The 19477-nt window shown below is 73.7% G+C and carries 15 protein-coding genes and 2 pseudogenes; 8 read left to right on the top strand and 9 right to left on the bottom strand.

The window, feature by feature from the left end:
* Positions 1-65 precede the first annotated feature (65 nt).
* Positions 66-548 (bottom strand): hypothetical protein, encoded by a 483-nt coding sequence (locus ABEB13_RS11475; protein WP_345705427.1) that lies wholly within the window; start codon positions 546-548, stop codon positions 66-68.
* 58 nt (positions 549-606) lie between these two features.
* Between ABEB13_RS11475 and ABEB13_RS11470 the strand changes: the two genes are divergently transcribed.
* Entirely contained in the window at positions 607-1374 is a 768-nt protein-coding gene (locus ABEB13_RS11470; RefSeq protein WP_345705426.1) for an aminotransferase class IV, read from the top strand.
* Between the two features lie 39 nt (positions 1375-1413).
* Here the strand turns inward: ABEB13_RS11470 and ABEB13_RS11465 are convergent, their stop codons facing one another.
* The 3 genes from ABEB13_RS11465 to ABEB13_RS11455 form a co-directional block, all read right to left on the bottom strand.
* On the bottom strand, positions 1414-2073 hold the full coding sequence (locus ABEB13_RS11465) for a ThuA domain-containing protein (protein ID WP_345705425.1): 660 nt from the start codon (positions 2071-2073) through the stop codon (positions 1414-1416).
* 172 nt (positions 2074-2245) lie between these two features.
* Positions 2246-2641: a DUF7144 family membrane protein gene (locus ABEB13_RS11460; protein WP_345705424.1), complete on the bottom strand. Its 396-nt coding sequence runs from the start codon at positions 2639-2641 to the stop codon at positions 2246-2248.
* A 98-nt stretch (positions 2642-2739) separates the two neighbouring features.
* Entirely contained in the window at positions 2740-5562 is a 2823-nt protein-coding gene (locus ABEB13_RS11455) for a glycoside hydrolase family 3 C-terminal domain-containing protein (protein ID WP_345705423.1), read from the bottom strand.
* A 492-nt stretch (positions 5563-6054) separates the two neighbouring features.
* Between ABEB13_RS11455 and ABEB13_RS11450 the strand changes: the two genes are divergently transcribed.
* From ABEB13_RS11450 to ABEB13_RS11420, 6 genes and pseudogenes are all read left to right on the top strand, one after another.
* Entirely contained in the window at positions 6055-7731 is a 1677-nt protein-coding gene (locus tag ABEB13_RS11450) for a type 2 periplasmic-binding domain-containing protein (protein WP_345705422.1), read from the top strand.
* A 70-nt stretch (positions 7732-7801) separates the two neighbouring features.
* A complete protein-coding gene (locus tag ABEB13_RS11445; RefSeq protein ID WP_345705421.1) occupies positions 7802-8791 on the top strand; it encodes an ABC transporter permease in 990 nt (329 codons plus the stop codon).
* On the top strand, positions 8788-9708 hold the full coding sequence (locus tag ABEB13_RS11440) for a carbohydrate ABC transporter permease (protein ID WP_345705420.1): 921 nt from the start codon (positions 8788-8790) through the stop codon (positions 9706-9708). The genes ABEB13_RS11445 and ABEB13_RS11440 overlap by 4 nt, the downstream gene beginning before the upstream one ends.
* Before the next feature lie 19 nt (positions 9709-9727).
* Complete coding sequence (locus ABEB13_RS11435; RefSeq protein ID WP_345705419.1) at positions 9728-11683, top strand: beta-galactosidase; 1956 nt, start codon at positions 9728-9730, stop codon at positions 11681-11683.
* 18 nt (positions 11684-11701) lie between these two features.
* Positions 11702-14060 (top strand): annotated as a pseudogene (locus tag ABEB13_RS40495) (glycosyl hydrolase family 95 catalytic domain-containing protein).
* A gap of 122 nt (positions 14061-14182) precedes the next feature.
* Complete coding sequence (locus tag ABEB13_RS11420; protein ID WP_345705417.1) at positions 14183-15799, top strand: purple acid phosphatase family protein; 1617 nt, start codon at positions 14183-14185, stop codon at positions 15797-15799.
* A gap of 58 nt (positions 15800-15857) precedes the next feature.
* On the opposite strand, the gene ABEB13_RS11415 is transcribed toward ABEB13_RS11420, so the two are convergent.
* The 4 genes from ABEB13_RS11415 to ABEB13_RS11400 all read right to left on the bottom strand — a co-directional run bounded on the left by ABEB13_RS11415 (position 15858) and on the right by ABEB13_RS11400 (position 18446).
* The gene (locus ABEB13_RS11415; protein WP_345705416.1) at positions 15858-16337 is read right to left on the bottom strand and encodes a peroxiredoxin; all 480 of its coding nucleotides are present in this window, start codon (positions 16335-16337) and stop codon (positions 15858-15860) included.
* A gap of 107 nt (positions 16338-16444) precedes the next feature.
* Complete coding sequence (locus ABEB13_RS11410) at positions 16445-16777, bottom strand: YnfA family protein (protein WP_345705415.1); 333 nt, start codon at positions 16775-16777, stop codon at positions 16445-16447.
* 92 nt (positions 16778-16869) lie between these two features.
* The gene (locus ABEB13_RS11405; RefSeq protein ID WP_345705414.1) at positions 16870-17070 is read right to left on the bottom strand and encodes a hypothetical protein; all 201 of its coding nucleotides are present in this window, start codon (positions 17068-17070) and stop codon (positions 16870-16872) included.
* Between the two features lie 164 nt (positions 17071-17234).
* Complete coding sequence (locus ABEB13_RS11400) at positions 17235-18446, bottom strand: pyridoxal phosphate-dependent aminotransferase (protein ID WP_345705413.1); 1212 nt, start codon at positions 18444-18446, stop codon at positions 17235-17237.
* A gap of 85 nt (positions 18447-18531) precedes the next feature.
* Between ABEB13_RS11400 and ABEB13_RS11395 the strand changes: the two are divergent.
* Positions 18532-18885 (top strand): annotated as a pseudogene (locus ABEB13_RS11395) (winged helix-turn-helix transcriptional regulator); the annotation flags it as partial.
* Between the two features lie 53 nt (positions 18886-18938).
* Here the strand turns inward: ABEB13_RS11395 and ABEB13_RS11390 are convergent.
* A complete protein-coding gene (locus tag ABEB13_RS11390; RefSeq protein ID WP_345705412.1) occupies positions 18939-19454 on the bottom strand; it encodes a DinB family protein in 516 nt (171 codons plus the stop codon).
* Positions 19455-19477 lie beyond the last annotated feature (23 nt).

The raw sequence follows: 19477 nt of genomic DNA, 5'->3' as shown, positions 1-19477 counted from the left end.
AAGGGACCGGCCGCACGGACCGACCGCACGGACCGGCCGCGCGGCCGCCCCCGCGAGGCGTCCGGTCAGGCGGCCCGGGCGGCCCCGGCCGGCCACACCACCTGGACGGGGACGCCCGCCCGGCCGGCGGCGGCCACCATGTCCGCGGTGCCGCCGCGGCCGTTGCCGGGGCGGCCGTCCCAGACGGCGACCACCAGGTCGGCGCGGCGCAGCAGTTCGGCGTTGGCGGCCTGGTAGGCGGCGTCGTCGGGGGCGGGTCGGGGGAGCACCAGCACCTCCGCGGCGGCGGCCAGCAGCCGGTCGAGGTCGGCCCGGGGGCCCGCCGCGAACGACTGCCGGTAGCGGGTCGAGGGGAGGACGGCGACGAGCCGGCCGCCGGCCGCGAGGACCTCCTCGGCGAACAGCGTGTCGGCGCCCGGGGCGAGGCAGGAAAGGCCTGTCAGCGGGCCCGGGCCGTGTCCGGCGAGCAGGCGGCGCAGCTCGGCCCGGACGAGGGGGACGGTCGGCTCGGTGAGATTCAGATGGCCGGTCACGGCGATCGCCGTCATGCACACCCTCCGCAGGTCAGCGGGATGCTACCGCGGCCGGGAGTGCGATGCTTGCCGCATGGCGGAACTCGACGGCAGGCCGGTGGACCCGGCGCAGCTCCAGGCGCTGGCGCTCACCAACTACGGGCACTTCACCACGATGCTGGTGACGGACGGGCTGGTCCGCGGCCTGGAACTGCACCTGGCGCGGCTCGCCCGGGACTGCCGGACACTGTTCGGCGCCGAGTTGGACGTGGAGCGCGTCCGGGCGCACGCCCGCCGGGCTGCGCCTGCGGCGGGCGCGGCCGTGGTCCGGGTGACGGTCTTCGATCCGGCGCTCGACGTCGGCACGATCGGGGCCCCGGCGCACCCCCGGGTGCTGGTGACGACCCGTCCGGCGGGCGCGGCGGAGCCGCCGCCGCTGCGGGTGCGCACCGTCCGGTACGAGCGCGAGATGCCCGAGGTCAAGGGGGTCGGTCTGTTCGGGGCGCTGCGACACCGGCGGGAGGCGCAGGCGGCGGGCTTCGACGACGCGCTGTTCGCCGACCGGACGGGGGCCTGGTCGGAGGGCGGCACCTGGAACGTCGGCTTCGTCCGCGAGGGCGAGGTCGTCTGGCCGGAGGCCCGTCAACTGCACGGTGTCACGATGGAGTTGGTGCGTCCGCTCGGCCCGTGCCGGACGGCGGAGGTGCGGGAGGCGGCCGGTTTCGAGGCGGCGTTCGCGACCAACGCGGCGGTCGGCCTGCGGCCGCTGGCCGCCGTGGACTCGGTGCGGCTGGCGCCGGTGCACCCGGTGGTGGAGGCACTCCGGGAGGCGTACGCCGCGCTCCCGGGCGAGCCGCTCTGAGGCCCGGTCCGGTTCGGACCGGGCCTCACCGGCCGGGTCTCACGCCCCGTCGAGGACGTGCCGGACCCCGCCGAGCAGGTGGGCGCGGAAGGCGGCGTCCCGGTAGGCCTCGGGGGTGTGGCCGAGCGAGGTGTAGAAGGTCGGTGCTCCGTCGTGCTCGCCGGACCAGGCCAGCGGGTGGCCCTCGCCCATCGTGCCGCCCTCGTACTCCGACTCGTCGACGGTGAGCAGCACCCGGACACCGCGGCCGCGCGGGTCGGTGCGGAAGTTGTACCACTCGTCCGTCCAGGTCCAGGCGGCCGGCAGGTGGGCGGTGGCCGGGTGGTCGGCGTCGGCGGTGCGCACCGTGGCGGTCTGGATCGGCGGATGGCCGAGGAACCGGGCGCCGACCAGGCCCTCGTACCAGTCCCAGCCGAGCTCGGTGCCGGCTGCGCAGTGCACGCCCATCCAGCCGGCTCCGGTGCCGAGGTGCGCGCGCAGGGCGTCGCGGCCCCGGTCGTCCAGGACGTCGCCGCCGGTGGAGAGGAACACCACGGCGCCGTAGTGCCGCAGCCGGTCGGCGCGGAAGTCCGCCGGATCGTCGGTGGCGTCGACGGTGAAACCGTGCTCGGCGCCGAGTTCGCGCAGGGCTCGCACCCCGTCGGCGGCCGACTCGTGCGGGAAGAGCAGGTTGTGGGTGTGGACGAGGATCCTGGTCATACTGCGGATCCTGGCATCCGTGCGGTGTGCCGGGGCCGGTTTCGGCGGGCCGTGCGCGAATCGGCCATCGGCGGTGCCCGCACGGACTCGTGCCCGCACGGACTCGTGCCTGCATGGAGGGCGTACGGCGGACGGGCGCCGGTGGAGCCGCGACCCGTCCGCCGTGCGGCGGTCAGGCGAACCAGCGCTTGGCGTCCTCGGAGAGGTAGGCCCGGATGATGAACGCGGCGATGGCGATGCCGATCACCGCGGTGTAGGCGCCGGAGAACAGCGACACCACGGAGCCCAGGATCGACAGCGCCTCCACGGCGATCACGGTCGTCCGCACCCAGGCCCGGCGGCCGGGCGTGGCCGCGGCGCTGCCCGCCAGCAGCAGCGCGACGATCACGGACACCCAGCCGAGGAGCGCGAGCGTCCCGGCGGAGTCGCCGCCGTGGTCGGCCTCGTCGGAGGCGCTCACCAGCAGCAGCAGGCCGCCGAGGACATTGAGGACGGCTTGCAGGACGATGAGGACGAGGGCGGTTCTGAGCGGCTTCGGCAGCCCTCCGGTGGTCTGAGCGGTCGTCATGTTCACTCCCCTGGTACGGGCCGGTCGCCGGCCCGGTCACCGAGAGGATCGGGCCGGGCGGGGCGGCTGTCAACGCCGCCGGTCCGCCCGGCCGGTGCTCAGCGGGTGAAGTCGAGTTCCGCGAGCCGGAGTGCGCCGCGCAGCACGACCTCCACGCCGTGGACGCCCTTGACCGGTGCGGCCAGCGGGCCGCGGACGGTCTGCCAGCGGTGGCGGCCCCCGGTCGAGGGCACCTCGAACCTGGTGACGGCGCCACCCGCGTGCAGCTCGACGGCGGCGCTGCCGGGCGCCGTCCGGGACACCGCGAGGGCGACGGACGTCGCCCCGTCCGCGAAGTCGACGGTGTCGAAGGCCAGTCGCCCGGGCGCGGTGTCGCCGCACTCCACCGCCTCGCCCCCGGCCGGGGTGCGGTCGGTGAGCCGGATGCCGCGCGCGGTGTCGAAGTCCCGGGCGAGCAGCGGCCCGTCGAGACCGGGGCGCGGCAGCGGGGCCGGGCCGGTGACGGTGATCTCGGCCTCGCTGCGCAGGTCGGCGCTGGAGGCCCCGGCCAGCAGCGCGTACCGGCCGGGGTCGGTCGTCCACCGGCCGTGCGCGGTGTCGAAGTGGCCGAGCGCGGCGAGCGGGACGCGGAGGGACACCGTGCGCTGCTCGCCGGGGGCGAGTTCGATCCGCTCGAAGGCCTGCAGCCGGCGCAGCGGCGTGGGGACGCGCGACTCCGGGGCGCGCGAGTAGAGCTGGACGACCTCCGCACCGGCGCGTGCGCCGCTGTTGGTGACGGTGAGGGTCGCGACGGCGTGCCCGTCGATCGTCTCCGCGCTCAGCGCGCCGTACGTGAACCGGGTGTAGGACAGCCCGTGGCCGAACGGGTAGAGCGGCTCGTCCGCCAGGTAGAGGTAGGTGGCGCCGGCGGTGATGATGTCGTAGTCGAGCAGGTCGGGCAGCCGCTGGCCGGCCCGGTACCAGGTCTGCGGGAGGCGGCCGGCGGGGGAGTGGTCGCCGAGCATGACGTCGGCGAGGGCGCGGCCGCCCTCCTGGCCGCCGTGCGCCGTCCACAGCACGGCGGGGACTTCGGCGTCTGCCCAGTCCAGGGCGTACGGGTAGCTGCTGACCACGGCCAGCACGGTGCGCGGGTTGGCGGCCCGGGCGGCGCGCAGGATCTCCTCCTGCTGCGGGGGCAGCGCGAGGTCGATCCGGTCCTCGGTCTCCCGCCCGTTGAGGTGCGGATCGTTGCCGGCGACCACCACCACCGCGCCGGCCGCGGCGGCGACGGCGGCGACCCGCTCCGCGCCGGCCGACACCGTCCGCACGGTGAACGGCTCGGCGGCGTCCCGGGCGACCGCGTAGGTGGTGAGGGCGTGGCTGCCGGCCGCGACGGCGACCCAGCGGCCGGTGCCGAGGTGCTGGATGCGGACGCGGCCGTCCTCACCGCGCTCCAGCCGGAAGGTCTCCTGGACGACCCACTCGTCCGGGTGCTCGGCGGTGGCGGCCAGCATCCCGTAGCCGTCCTTGGTGAGGTAGCGGCCGTCCCGTGCCTGGAGGGTGGTCACCCCGTGCCCCCAGTCCTGCACGGCGAACTCCTCTGCCGGGCCGACCTGGTGGCCGGTGGCGGACAGCGTGCCGTCGGCGGCCGCGGTCAGGTAGCGGCCGGTGGCGGTCGAGCGCAGCGCGATCCGGTCCAGCCCGTCCGCGAAGGCGACCCGGTCGGTGCCGAGCCGCTCACGCAGGGCGTCGAGGAGGGTGGTCCGGTACAGCAGGGAGCCGCTGTACCAGTCGCGCAGCACGTCGTCGCCGAGCGGGCCGACCACGGCGAGGGCCGCGTCGGCGGGCAGTGGCAGCAGGTCGCCGGCGTTGCGCAGCAGCACGACGGCCTGCCGGGCGGCCTGCCGGGCCAGCTCCCGGTGGGCGTCGCAGCCGACCACGTCCTGGCCGGTTCCGGCGTACGGGTCGAGCTCGGGATCCAGTTCGCCGGTGCGGATGCGCATCAGCAGGTGGCGCAGGACGGCGGCGTCGATCTCGGCCTCGGTGATCAGGCCGCGCTCCAGCGCCTCGGTGAGCCGGGCGATCGTGACCGGTGCGTCGGTGCCGTGGTCGGTGAAGCTGTCCACCCCGGCGCGCAGCGCCGCGCCGTGGCCCTCCGCGTGGTCGGCGAAGTGCCGTTGCGCGGCGACCAGGTTGGACGGTGCCTCGGCGTCGCTGCACACCAGCAGGTCGGCGCCGTTCCTCCAGCCGCGCAGCTCGTCCTTGAGGTAGCCGGACACGTGGGCGGGCCGCCCGTTGACGATGTTGTACGAGGGCATCACCGCGGCCACCGCGCCGGCCTCCACCGGGCCGCGGTAGCAGGGGAGTTCGTACTCGTGCAGGACGCGCGGGCGCAGGTCGGAGGAGGTGGACGTGCGGTCGTTCTCGTTGTTGTAGCCGAGGAAGTGCTTGAGGGTGGGCGCGGTGCGCCAGTACACCGGGTGGTCGCCGCGCAGGCCCCGGGTGTAGGCCGTGGCGAGTTCGGCGGTGAGCAGCGGGTCCTCGGCGTAGCCCTCCTCGTTGCGGCCCCAGAGCGGGTGGCGCAGCGGATTGACCACCGGCGCCCACACGTTGAGGCCGATCGGCGCGCGGCCGTCCTCGGCGGGGCGCTCGTGGAAGGCGCGGACCTCGGTGCCGACGGCCTCGCCGACCCGCTTCAGCAGCGCGCGGTCCCAGGTCGCGCCGAGGCCGACGGCCTGCGGGAACGAGGTGGCCGGTCCGAGCCAGGACACCCCGTGCAGGGCCTCGGTGCCGGTGGTGTGCGCGGCCAGGCCGAGCCGGGGGACGGCGGGGGCGTGCTGGTGCAGCAGGGCGATCTTCTCGGCGGTGGTGAGCCGCCCCAGGAGGTCCGTGGCCCGCTGGTGCGCGGGCACCCGGGCGTCGCGGTAAGGGGCGTCGGGCATGGATGGTCCTCCGGTGCGGCACGGGTGTCGAGCTGATGCTTCATGAGGTGGTGGATCGAAGCGCTTCGAAGTTCGCAGTGATGCCCGATGCTGTCAAGCGGCCCGCGGCCTGGCCGGGAGGCGGGCGGGAGAGCGTCCTCGCTGGTCCAGACCGGTTCTTCGGCCGCCCGGATCGGTGTCCCGAACCGGACGCGCGACCTGTGTCGTCGTCAAGTCCTGAACTGTGAAGCTCGTGCAAACCCTTGTGCGACAGCTTTCGCTGGCCTAGCCTCGGCGCCACGTTGAAGCGCTTCGACAGTAGCTCCGGGACCCGGCCCACCGCCGGGCGCCGGCCCTTCGCACCACCCCCCGCACCACCCTTCGCACCACCCCGCACCGTCGTCCCACCGCCCCGGCCGCGACCGGGGCACCACCCGGACCGCCGGGCACCGCCGCGCCGCCCGCCCGGCCCCGCCCGCCTCCCACCCGCAACGACGAAGGGCTCCACCCACCATGACCAGCGCTGACAGAGTCGGCCCTGCCCCGGCCGCCTCGCGCCGCCGCTTCCTGACCGGCGCCGTGGCCGCCGCCGCCGCGCTCACCGGCGGCGGACTGCTGACCGCCTGCTCCTCCGGCACCGGGCGGTCGAGCAGCAAGGGCGGTGTCGCCACCGGCAGCGCCTTGCAGAACGCCCTCCCCGCCTTCGCCGCCTCCGGCCTCGTCACCCCCGACATCCCGGGCGTCAACGGTTCCACCCCGGCCTTCCTGAAGTTCCCCGCCGAACTCAAGGCCTCGGTGACCGGCAAGCCGGGCAAGGGCGGCAAGTACACCTTCTTCACCCCGCTCTGGGGCGCGGCCCCGGGCAAGGACAGCAAGTACTTCGCCGCCATGGACGAGGCGCTCGGCGTCAGCGTCGACTGGCAGCTCCAGGACGGCGTCACCTACCAGGACAAGCTCGGCGCGGTGCTGGCCGGCGACAGCATCCCCGACCTGTTCTGCGTGCCCGGCTGGAACATCACGGGCCAGATCCCGAACGCCATCGACGCCAAGGCCGCCGACCTCGGCCCCTACCTGTCCGGCGACAAGGTCAAGAAGTACCCCAACCTCGCGGCGATCCCCACCGACGCCTGGAAGATGTGCATGTTCGGCGGCAAGCTGCGCGGCCTGCCGATGCCCAACCGCCCGCTCGGCGGCGTCGTCCCCTACTACCGGGCCGACATCTTCGCCGAGAAGGGCTGGACCCTCCCGAAGACCGCCGACGAGTTCCTCCAGCTCGCCAAGGACATCACCAGCCCCGCCGCCAAGGTCTGGGCCTGCGAGGACATGTGGTGGACGGCGCAGGTCCTGTTCAACTGCGTCCCCGGCACCATGCCCGGCTACTGGAAGCAGGTCGACGGCAAGCTCGTCCACCTGATCGAGACCCAGGAGTACCTCGACGCGCTCTCCTGGACGCAGAAGCTCTACGCCCAGGGCAGCGTCCATCCCGACGCGGTGGCCGGCAAGGCCAACGACGCCAAGACCCGCTTCACCTCCGGCCAGTCGCTGATCATGAACGACGGCGACGTCATGCGCGGCATGATGAACGAACAGGCCAAGGCCAACCCGAAGTTCAGCATCAAGCCGATGGACTTCTTCGCCCACGACGGCGGCAAGCTGGAGCTCTACATCGGCGCGCCCGCCGGGATCTTCAGCTTCCTGTCCGCCAAGCTGCCCGCCGCGAGGATCGAGGAACTCCTCGGTGTCGCCGACTACGCCGCCGCCCCGTTCGGCACCAAGGAGTTCGTGCTCGAGAAGTTCGGCGTCGAGGGCGTCCACTACGCCAAGGACGCCTCCGGCACCCCGGTGCAGACCGCGCTCGGCACCAAGGAGGTCCTCTCCTCCTACGAGTTCATCGCCTCCCCGGCACCCACCATCGCCTGGCCCGACCAGCCCCAGGCCGCCACGGACTTCGCCAACTGGATGGGCCGCATGATGGCCTTCGCCAGGAAGCCGCTCTTCTACGCGATGCAGATCCAGGAGCCCACCCGGTACGCGTCGCTGTACACCCCCTTCGACGACCTGCAGAAGGACGTCGTGCGCAACCGCAAGAAGATCGGCGACGTCAAGGACGCGGTCGACAACTGGCGCAAGAACGGCGGCGACGACCTGCGCGCCTTCTACCAGGACATCCTCGACAAGTCCGGCAACTGACCACCGACACGTGCACTACGGCCGGCCGGTGGCGGATCGCACCGGCGGCCAGGGCGGAGCAGAACCCACCATGAGCAGCAGCGCCCCCGCGGCCACCCGGCCCGCCGCACCCGACGGACCGGACCGCCCGGCACCGCCGCCGCGACGCGGCATCACCCGCCGTCAACGGCTGCGCCGCGACCGCGTCCTGCTGCTGATGACCGCACCCGCGCTCGGCCTGCTGCTGGTCTTCAACTACATCCCGCTGCTCGGCAACATCGTCGCGTTCCAGGACTACGACGTCTACGGCGGCGGCATCACCGGCAGCGCCTTCGTCGGCCTCGACAACTTCGCCGCGGTCTTCTCCGACGCCCGGTTCTGGGAGGTCGTCGGCAACACCCTCTCCATCACCGCCGTCCAGCTGCTGCTCTTCTTCCCCGTCCCGATCGCCCTCGCGCTGCTGCTCAACAGCCTCATCAGCGGCCGGCTCCGCACCCTCGTGCAGTCCGTCCTCTACCTGCCGCACTTCTTCTCCTGGGTGCTGGTCGTCACCGTCTTCCAGCAGATGCTCGGCGGCGCCGGCCTGATCGCCCAACTGTTGCGCAGGCACGGCGTCGAGGGCTTCGACCTGATGACCGACCCGACGCTCTTCAAGTACCTGCTGACCGCCCAGTCCGTCTGGAAGGACGCCGGCTGGGGCGTGATCGTCTTCCTCGCCGCCCTCAGCGCCGTCTCCGACGAGCTGTACGAGGCCGCCGCCGTCGACGGCGCCGGCCGCTGGCGGCGGATGTGGCATGTCACGCTGCCCGCGCTGCGCCCGGTGATCGCCCTGCTGCTGGTGCTGCGGGTCGGCGACTCGCTCTCCGTCGGCTTCGAGCAGATCCTGCTCCAGCGCGACGCCGTCGGCGTCGGCGTCTCCGAGGTGCTCGACACCTACGTCTGGTTCCGCGGCATCCGCAGCGGCGACTTCAGCTACGCGGCCGCGGCCGGCCTGGTCAAGGGCCTGTTCAGCCTCGGCATGGTCCTGCTGGCGAACAAGGCCGCCCACCGGCTGGGCGAGCAGGGGGTGTACTCCAAGTGACCACCGCAACCGACCTCCGCCCGTCCCGCCCGTTCGCCCGGCCCGCCTGGGAGGAGGAGCCGACCGCCGTCGGCCGGGGCCTCAAGGGCGTCACCCTGGCCGTCGTCTGCCTGCTGATCCTCGGCCCGCTCTGGGTCGTCGTCCTCACCAGCCTCTCCGACGCGGCCACCATCACCGGCGCCGGCGGCCTCGTGGTCGTCCCGGGGCACCTCACCGTCCAGGCCTACGCCGAGGTCCTCTCCGGCGGCGCCGTCACCCGGGCCGTGCTGATCAGCATCGGCATCACCCTCGTCGGCACGGCGATCTCGCTGGTCGTCTCGGTGCTCGCCGCGTACGGGCTCTCCCGGCCCGGCAGCTTCGCCCACCGGCCGATCCTCGTCACCATGATGATCACGATGTTCTTCGGGGCCGGGCTCATCCCGAGCTACCTGCTGATCCAGGACCTCGGCCTGATGGACAGCTACTGGTCGCTGATCCTCCCCGGCGCCGTGTCCGTCTTCAACCTGCTCGTGCTGCGCTCCTTCTTCATGGGTACCGCCCCCGAACTCGTCGACGCCGCACGGATCGACGGCGCCGGCGAGTGGCGGATCCTCTGGCAGGTGGTGCTGCCGCTGTCCCGCGCGGTGGTCGCCGTCATCGCGCTGTTCTACGCGGTCGGCTACTGGAGCTCCTGGTTCTCCGCCTCGCTCTACCTCAACGACCAGACCCGTTACCCGCTGCAGAACGTGCTGAACTCCTTCGTGCTCCGCCACCAGGCGCCCACCGGGATGTCCCAGGCCATCAGCACGGGGGCCGTCCCCGGGCTCTCGGTGCAGATGGCGGTCATGGTGATCGCGCTGGTGCCCGTGCTGTGCGTCTACCCGTTCGTCCAGAAGCACTTCCAGAAGGGCATGCTGATCGGCGCCGTCAAGGGCTGACCAGCGAGAGGACACCCCCATGCCATCCCTTGCCGACGCCACCCGCGGCCGCCTGCTGTTCGGCGGCGACTACAACCCCGAGCAGTGGCCCGAGTCGATCTGGCCCGAGGACGTCCGGCTGATGCGCGAGGCCGGCGTCACCACCGTCACGGTCGGCGTCTTCTCCTGGGCCAAGCTCGAACCGACGCCCGGGGCCAGGGACTTCGGCTGGCTGCGCCGCATCCTCGACCTGCTCCACGAGGGCGGGATCGAGGTCTGCCTTGCCACGCCCACCGCCTCCCCGCCGCCCTGGCTCGGCGAACTGCACCCCGGCACCCTGCCGGTCACCGCCGAGGGCACCACCCTGTCGTGGGGGTCCCGGAACCAGTGGTGCCCCTCCTCCGCCGACTACCGCCGGCACGCCCTCGGCCTGGTGGACGACCTCGCCGCGGCGTTCGGCCACCACCCGGCCGTCCGGATGTGGCACGTCGGCAACGAGTACGGGCCGGTCTGCCACTGCGAGGAGACCGCCGACCGCTTCCGCGACTGGCTGGGCAAGCGGTACGGCACCCTGGAGGCCGTCAACGCCGCCTGGGGCACGGCCTTCTGGAGCCAGCAGCACGCCACCTGGTCGACCGTCACCCCACCGCGCGCCGCCCCGTACCTGCCCAACCCCGCCCAGCAGCTGGACTTCCGGCGGTTCTGCTCGGACGTCCTGCTCGCCTGCTTCACCGCGGAGCGGGACGTGCTGCGCCGCCACACCCCCGAGCTGCCGGTCACCACCAACTTCATGACCCTGTTCCCGCACGTCGACTGCTGGGCGTTCGCCGCCGAGGAGGACGTCGTCTCGCTGGACAGCTACCCGGACCCGGCCGACCCCCGTGCCATGGTGTGGGCCTCGCTCGGCCAGGACATGACCCGCTCGCAGGCCCGCGGCCCGTGGCTGCAGATGGAGATGGCCGCCTCCGCGGTGAACTGGCGCGGCGTCAACCGGGCCAAGCCCGTCGACCGGCTCCGGCTGGAGGCCTACCAGGCGATCGCCCGCGGCGCCGACGGCCTCTGCTTCTTCCAGTGGCGGGCCTCCCGCTCCGGCGCGGAGAAGTTCCACTCCGCCCTCCTCCCGCACGCCGGGCCCGACAGCCCCCAGCACCTGGCCGTCCGCACGCTCGGCGCCGAACTCCCGCTCCTCGCCGAGGTGGTGGGCACCCGGGTGGAGGCCGATGTCGCGGTCGTCCTCGACTGGTCCAACTGGTGGGCCCTGGAGCAGCGCGGCCGCCCCTCGGACCGGGTCGACCTGGCGCCGATCGCCCTCGCCTGGCACGGCGCGCTGTGGGACGCCCACCTCACCGCCGACTACGTCCACCCGGAGGCCGACCTCGGCGGCTACCGGATGGTCGTGGTGCCCAACCTGTACCTGGCGGGCGACGCCGCCGTCGACAACCTCACCGGGTACGTCGCCGCCGGCGGCACCCTGGTCGCCGGGTTCTTCACCGGTGTCGCCGACGAGCAGGACGCCGTCCGGCCGGGCGGCATGGACGAGCGGCTGCGCGCGCTGCTCGGCGTCCACCCGCTCGAATGGCGCCCGCTGGACGCGCCGGCCGAGCTGGCCGGCGGCGGCACCGCCGACCTGTGGAGCGAGGACCTGTGCCTGGCCCCCGGCACCGAGACCGTCCTCGCCTTCGCCGACGGCACCCCCGCCGCCACCCGGCGCGGCCGGGCCTGCTACCTCGCCACCCTGCCCGAACCGGCCGTGCTGCAGCGCCTGCTGGCCGACGCGGCCGGGCGCGCCGGCGCCGCCCCGGCCCTGCCCGGCCTGCCCGCCGGGGTGGAGGCCGTCCGCCGCGGCGACCTGCTGTTCCTGCTCAACCACACCGCCGAGCCCTGCGAGCTGACCCTGCCCGGCCCCCACCGCGACCTGCTGACCGCCCGCGCCATCGCCCGCGATCCCGCCGTGCTGCACCTCGACCCGTACGGCGTCGCGGTGCTGCGCCCGTAGCACTGGACAGGACCAGCCATGCCCGAGGCCGCCGCACCCACCCACGGCATCCACGACCCCGAGCCCGCCTCCCGCTGGGAGGACGCCTACCTCGGCGGCAACGGCCGGCACGGCGTCCTGGTGCACGGCCGCACCCACGACGAGGCGGTGGTCGTCACGCACCACGACCTCGTCCGCCCCGATCCGGCCTCCGGGGTCGAACCCCCGCTGCTGGCACCGCGGCTGGCCGAGGTGCAGGACCACCTGCTGGCCGGGCGGCAGGCGGCCGCGACGGCCGCGTTCGGCGGCGACTGGGAGCCGCGTCACGTGCAGGCGTTCCACCCGGCGTTCGCCGTCCGGATCCGCCGGCCCGGCGCAGCGGAGGCGGCGGGCTACCGGCGCAGCCTGGACTTCCGGACGGGCGTCGCCGCCGCCGAGTGGCGCGAGGCCGACGGCTGGTGGCGTTCGGAGTGCTTCGTCTCGCGCGCCGACGACGCGGTGGTGCAGCTGCTGACCGCGCCGACCGGTTCGGCCCTGGACGCGGAGATCACCCTGGACACCCGGCTGCCCGGGGCCCCCGCCGAACTGCGTGCCGCCGTCCGGTCGGTGTACCGGCCGGCGGAGATCCCCGCCGCCGAGCCCCGGCCCCGCGACAGTGCACTGCTGCGGCTGCGCGCCCGCTACCCCGGCAGCGAGACCGGCTACCGCGGTGCCACCCGGATCGTCGCACCCGGCGGCACGGTGCGCTGCGACGGCCCCCGGGTGCACGTGACCGGGGCCCGCCAGCTGCTGCTGCTGACCCGCACCGTCCGCGGCCCGGTCTCCGACCCGGCCGGGCGGCTCGGCCGCCTGGACGTCGGGATGTACGCCCTGCCGGACGACCACGAGGAGCTGCTGGAGCGGCACCTGGCCGAGCACGCCGCCGCGTACGACCGGGTGGAGCTCGACCTGGGAGCCGACCCGGCGGACCGCGAGCGGCCCGTCGCCGAGCTGCTGGAGCGCCAGCGGGCCGACCCTGCGAACCTTCAACTCGCCCTGCTGGAGTCACTGTTCGCGGCCGGCCGCTACCACCTGCTGTCCGCGTCCGGGCACCGCCCGCCGCGGCTGTGCGGGCTGTGGACGGGCGACTGGGACACCGCCTGGGGCGGCGCCTTCACCACCAACGCCAACCTCAACCTGCAGCTCGCCGGCGCGGCCGCGACCGGCCTGCCGGAGGCCTCGCTCGCGCTCGCCGCCCTCGTCCGCGACCAACTGCCGGACTGGCGCACCAACGCCCGGCGGCTTTACGGCACCCGCGGGGTGGTGGCGCCCGCGCACACCGACGGCACCAACGGCCTCCAGTACCACTTCAACCACAGCTGGGCCCATCACCTCTGGACGGCCGGGGCGGACTGGCTGCTGCACCCTGCTGGAGCACGCCGAGACCAACGGCGACACCGCCCTGCTCACCGGCGAGGTGCTGCCGGCCCTGGTCGAGGTCGCCGCCTTCTACGAGGACTTCCTCACCCGCACCGGCCCCGACGGCCGACTGGCGATCGTCCCGTCGTACTCGCCGGAGAACCATCCGGTCGACCCGGCCACCGGCGTCCCGCTGCCCGGCGCGGCCGCCGTCAACGCCACCATGGACATCGCCGCCGCCCGGCACGCGCTCACCGCCGCCGCCGACCTCGCGGACGAGCACGGCGCCGCCCCGGCCGCCCGGACGGCCGGCTGGCGGGCGCTGGCCGACCGGCTGCCGCCCTACGCGGTGAACCCGGACGGCGCGCTGGCGGAGTGGGCCTGGCCGGGCCACCGGGACGCCTACGACCACCGGCACGTCAGCCACCTGTACCCGGTCTGGCCGCTGGACGAGATCGCCGCCGACACCACGCCCGAACTCGCCGGGGCGGCCCGCACGGCGCTGCTGCTGCGCGGCGCCGAGAACCACTCCGGCCACGGCCACCTGCACCGGGCGCTGGCCGCCGCCCGCCTCGACGACGCCGGTCTGGCGACCTGCCAGCTCGCCCACCTGCTGGTGCGCGACTTCTTCTTCCGCTCCCTGATGAGCAGTCACTATCCGGGCCGGGAGGTCTTCAACGCCGACGTCGCGCACGCCCTGCCCGGTGTGCTGACCGAGATGCTGGTGCGTTCGCGCCCCGCCCGGGCGGGGCGGCCGGCCGCGCTGACGCTGCTGCCGGCGCTGCCCGCCGCGCTGCCCCACGGCCGGCTGACCGGCGTGCGGACGCGCTTCGGCGCGGTGGTCGAGGAGTTGGCCTGGTCGCCGGAGCGGGTGAGCGTGGCCCTGCGCCCGGCCCGCCCGGGCCGGCTGGAGCTGCGGGTCGTCCCGGCACCCGGCAAGGACCCGGTGCTGCTGGCCGCCGCGGCCGGCGAGGTCCTTCGGTACACGGTGGGCCTGTGACGGCCGGCCGGGCGGTCTTTGCGAACACATGACCTGATGTTGCGGCGGCGCGGGGCGACACGACGACGCCCGTTCACCGTACGTCCGTGTACGGGCCAACCGCCGCTGAGAATCTCCGGCCCATGGATATCCCTCGCATGGGCGTGCCCGAGAAGCTCGCCGACCGCATGAGCATGGCCGAGCAGCACGAGTACCTGCGCAGCACCCTGTCGCGCCGCCGGATGCTGCGCTCCAGCGCCGTGACGGTGGGCGTGCTGGCCGTCGGCGGCGCCCTCGGCTCCGGCACCGCGGTGGCGGCCGCCCCGGTCCCCGGCAGTGCGACCGACGGTGTCGACGGCTCCCTGGTGGCCCCGATCGGCCGTCACCTCGCGTTCGGCGCCGAGCCGGACACCCAGTTCCGGGTGTCCTGGCAGGTGCCCGCCCCGGTCAAGAAGCCGTTCCTGCGCTTCGGCCGGCACCCCTGGGACCTCGGCCACAAGATCGAGGCGGAGGTGCGCGCCCTGCACACCCCGGCGCTGACCCCGACCGGCGCCCCGGTCGACCAGTACTACCTGCACGTCGAGCTGGACCGGCTGCAGCCCGACACCACGTACTACTACGGCGTCGGCCACCAGGGCTTCGACCCGGCCTCGCAGCAGGCCATCTCGACCCTGTCGACGTTCCGCACCGCGCCGTCGCGGCACGGCCGCCACAACCGCCCGTTCGCGCCGTTCACCTTCACCGCCTTCGGCGACCAGGGCGTCTCCTCGCACGCGGCCGGCAACGACCACGTGATCCTGGCCCAGAAGCCGGCGTTCCACCTGCACGCGGGCGACATCTGCTACGCGGACCCGGCCGGCTCCGGCCAGGACTCGGACAAGGCCGTGTACTCGGCCGCCACCTGGGACGCCTTCCTGGCGCAGACCGAGACGGTCGCCTCGAAGATCCCGTGGATGGTCTCCTACGGCAACCACGACATGGAGGCCTGGTACTCGCACAACGGCTACGGCGGCGAGGACTCGCGCTTCTTCCTGCCCTCGAACGGCCCCGACCCGCGCACCGCGCCCGGCGTCTACTCGTTCAAGTACGGGAACGTCGGCGTGATCTCGCTGGACGCCAACGATGTCTCGTACGAGATCCCGGCCAACCTCGGCATCACCGCGGGCCGGCAGACGGCCTGGCTGGACCGCCGGCTGCGGGAGCTGCGCGGCGACGACAGCGTCGACTTCGTCGTGGTGTTCTTCCACCACTGCGCCTTCTCCACCACGCACCAGCACGCCTCCGAGGGCGGTGTCCGCGAGGCCTGGGTGCCGCTGTTCGAGAAGTACCGGGTGGACCTGGTCATCAACGGCCACAACCACGTCTACGAGCGCACCGACGCGATCCTCGGCAACAAGGTCTCCAAGGCCGTGCCGAGCGGCGCGACCGTCGAGCCGGCCAAGGACGGCGTGGTGTACGTGACGGCGGGCGCGGCCGGCCGCAGCCTGTACTTCTTCGACGCGCCGGACAGCTACGAGGGCCACGAGAACCGCCAGGACTCGGTGAACACCTACCACTTCGCCAAGGGCGGGGTGAAGGTGCCGGAGACGGTCGAGTGGTCGCGGGTCCGCTACACCGGCTACTCGTTCATCAAGGTGGACGTCACGCCGGCGCACGAGGGCCGCACCACCACCATGAAGGTCACCGCGCTGGCCGAGGACGGCACGCAGGTCGACCACTACACGATCGCCCGCCGCGCGGGCGAGTGCCGGGAGCACTGACCCGGCGGCAACGGCCCGGCCCGCCCCGCTCCCTGTGGCGGGGCGGGCCGTCGTGCGCTCAGCCCAGGGCGGCGAGCTGCGCGGCGAGCTCGTCACTGTGCCGGAAGGTCAGCCCGGCGAGCGCGACGTGCTTCCAGCGCACCGTCAGGTCGGCGTCCAGGATGAACACCGAGCGCCGCAGCCCGAGGCCGGGCACGGCGATCCCGTAGGCCTTGGCCACCTCGCGGTCGGGGTCGGCGAGCAGCGGGAAGCCGATCCGGTGCTTGCGGGCGAACCGCTCGTGGCTGTCCAGGCCCTGCGGGCTGATGCCCCAGACGGTGGCGCCCAGGCCGGTGAAGCGCTCCAGGTCGGAGGTGTACTCGCAGAGCTGCTTGGTGCAGACGGCCGTGTCGTCGCCGGGGTAGAAGACCAGCACCAGCGGGCCGCCCTTGGCGTCGGCGAGCCGGTACTCGCGGCGCTCGGCCGCGTCGCCGTCCAGCAGCAGGCCGGGCAGGGTGAAGTCGGGGGCCTGGGTTCCGGCCTCGGGCGGCTTGGGCATGAGGGGCCTCTCCGGGAGTCAGAAGTAGACAGAACGGTCTGTTCCTCGACGCGATGCTAGCCCCCTGTCGCCCGCGGCGCCAGGACCCGGGCGGGCGTCCGGCCGGGTCAGCGCCGCGGGCCGTACATGATCACGGCCACGCCGGCCAGGCAGACCAGGGCTCCCACCACGTCGTAGCGGGTCGGCCGGAAGCCGTCGACCACCACGCCCCAGGCCAGCGAGCCGGCCACGAACACCCCGCCGTAGGCTGCCAGCACCCGGCCGAACTGCGCGTCCGGCTGCAGCGCCGCCACGAAGCCGTACCCGCCCAGCACCACCACCCCGATCCCCGCCAGCCACCACGGCCGGGACTCCCGCACGCTCTGCCACACCAGCCAGCAGCCGCCGATCTCGGCGAGCGCGGCGAGCAGGAACAGGGCGGCGGAGCGGAGCACGGTCACAGCGGCCAGCGTACGGGGCGGCCGCCGGCCGGTGCGGCGGGCCCGGCCCGGCGTGCGGCCGGCCCGGGCCCTGATGGACGGTGACCCGTGGGTCAGTGCTGGGAGACCTGGAAGCAGGCCACGTCGTACTGCGAATTCGGGTTGTAGTGCACCCCGCCGTTGCCCGGCAGGGTCTCGTTGAACGGCGAGCCGGGCGAGTTCGCCGCGTGGCCGTTGCCGGGCTCATTGGGAGCCGTGGGGCTCAGGCAGGTCTGGCTCGGCGGTCCGGTACCGCTCGGGTTGGCCGCCGCCATCGCCGTGGCGGCGCCTCCGAGACAGAGGAATCCGGCGAGGAGTCCTGCCGCTACGCCGCGTAGCATCATTCCTCCAAGGGGAGCCGTACGCAGGGCCGGGCGGCCCCGCGCCCCCTCACTCCGGTACGTACCGGAGTGCCGCGGTGTTCAACGGCGGCCGGAATTCACTGCCGGTAGGTGGCCAGGAAGCGGCCGATCCGGCTGATCGCCGTCTCCAGGTCGTCGGCCCGCGGCAGGGTGACGAAGCGGAAGTGGTCGGGGCGCGGCCAGTTGAAGCCGGTGCCCTGGACGACGTGGATCTTCTCGCGGAGCAGCAGGTCCAGCACGAAGCGCTCGTCGTCGACGATCCGGTGCACCTCCGGGTCCAGCCGGGCGAAGGCGTACAGCGCGCCCTTCGGCTTGACGCAGCTGACGCCGGGGATCTCGTTCAGCGCTCGGAAGGCCACGTCGCGCTGCTCGGTGAGCCTGCCCGTCGGAAGGGTGAGCTCCTGGATCGACTGGTGGCCGCCGAGCGCGGCCTGCACCGCGTACTGGGCGGGCACGTTGGGGCACAGCCGCATGCCCGCCAGCATGGTCAGGCCCTCCAGGTAGTCCCGGGCATGCTGCTTGGGGCCGGAGACGGCCAGCCAGCCGCTGCGGAAGCCGGCCACCCGGTAGGCCTTGGACAGGCCGTTGAGGGTCAGCGTGAGGACGTCGTCGGCGAGCGCGGCCAGGCAGTGGTGCTCGGTGCCGTCGTAGAGGATCTTGTCGTAGATCTCGTCGGCGAGCACCATCAGGTTGTGTCGCCGGGCCAGGTCGAGGATGCCCTTCAGCAGCTCCTCGGAGTACACGGCGCCGGTGGGGTTGTTCGGGTTGATGACGACGATCGCGCGGGTGCGGTCGGTGATCTTCGCGGCGATGTCGTCGAGGTCGGGGTACCAGTCGGCCTGCTCGTCGCAGAGGTAGTGCACGGCCCGGCCGCCGGCGAAGCGGACCACGGCCGTCCACAGCGGGTAGTCGGGCATCGGGACGAGTACCTCGTCGCCGTCGTCCACCAGCGCCTGGACGGCCATCTGGATCAGCTCGGAGGCGCCGTTGCCCAGGTAGACGTCGTCGACCGTCATGCCGCCCACGCCGCGCTGCTGGTAGTACTGCACCACCGCGCGCCGGGCCGGGAGGATGCCGCGGGAGTCGCTGTAGCCGTGGGCGTTCGGCAGGTTGCGGATGATGTCCTGGAGGATCTCCGGCGGGGCCTCGAAGCCGAACGGGGCGGGGTTGCCGGTGTTCAGCCGCAGCACGCTGTGTCCGGCCTCCTCCAGGGCGTTCGCCTGGTCGACCACCGGGCCACGGATCTCGTAGCACACGTCCTTGAGCTTGCTGGACTGCCGAAACTCCACTGCGTCCTCCGACCCTCGCCACTGGTTGCTTTGTTCTACCAAGTAAGCACTTGGAAAGTCCAACCTTTTGGCTATGCTGATCCCCATGCCACGCCGAAGCTACGACCAGTACTGCGCCGTCGCCCGTGCCCTGGACTCGGTGGGGGAGCGCTGGAGTCTCCTGATCGTCCGTGAACTCCTCGGTGGACCGCGCCGCTACACCGACCTGCACGCCGACCTGCCCGGCGTCTCCACCGACATCCTCGCCGCCCGGCTCAAGCAGCTGGAGGGCGAGGGCCTGGTCGAGCGGCGCCGGCTGGAGCGCCCGGCCAGCGCGTTCGTGTACGGACTCACCGAGCGGGGGCAGGCCCTGCGGCCCGTCCTCGACGCCCTCGCCGGGTGGGGCCGGGCCGACCTCGGCGAACCGCGCCCCACCGACGCCGTCCGCGAGCACTGGTACACCGAGGCGGTCTGACCGCCCGGCGGCGACGGGTGCCCGGCCGCAGCGGAGGGTCAGCCGCCGGTGACCCCGTCGACGTGCTCCCGCAGCAGGTCGGCGTGCCCGTTGTGCCGGGCGTACTCGGAGATCAGGTGGCAGAGCGCCAGGCGCACCGAGAACTCCTCTCCATCGTGCACGAACCGGTCGTCCAGGTCGGCCTTGGCCAGCACCTCGTCGGCCAGCCGCCGCTCCTCCAGCAGCCGGGCGTGGTCCTCCGCGGCCCGGGCCGGGTCCAGCTCGTCGAAGTCGGCGTCCTTCGCCCCCGATTCGGCGTACAGCCGGGGCACCGGCAGGCCCGCGATCCGCTCGCGGAACCAGATCCGCTCGACCTTGGCCAGATGGCGGATCAGCCCGAGCAGCGAGAGGTTCGAGGCGGGCAGCGGACGCAGCGCCAGCTGCTCGCCCGTCAGCCCCTGGCACTTCAGCAGCAGGGTGTCGCGCTGCCAGGCGAGGTAGCCGAGCAGCATCTCGCGCTCGCCGGCCACCAGCGAGCCGCCGGTCCGGGTGATGTCAGGTGCAGTCCAGGTCATTTCGCGATCATGCCCTGCCCGCC

Origin of the sequence: Kitasatospora paranensis (assembly GCF_039544005.1) — a bacterium.
Taxonomy (GTDB): domain Bacteria; phylum Actinomycetota; class Actinomycetes; order Streptomycetales; family Streptomycetaceae; genus Kitasatospora; species Kitasatospora paranensis.
This window is presented reverse-complemented; position numbering and strand designations above follow the sequence as displayed.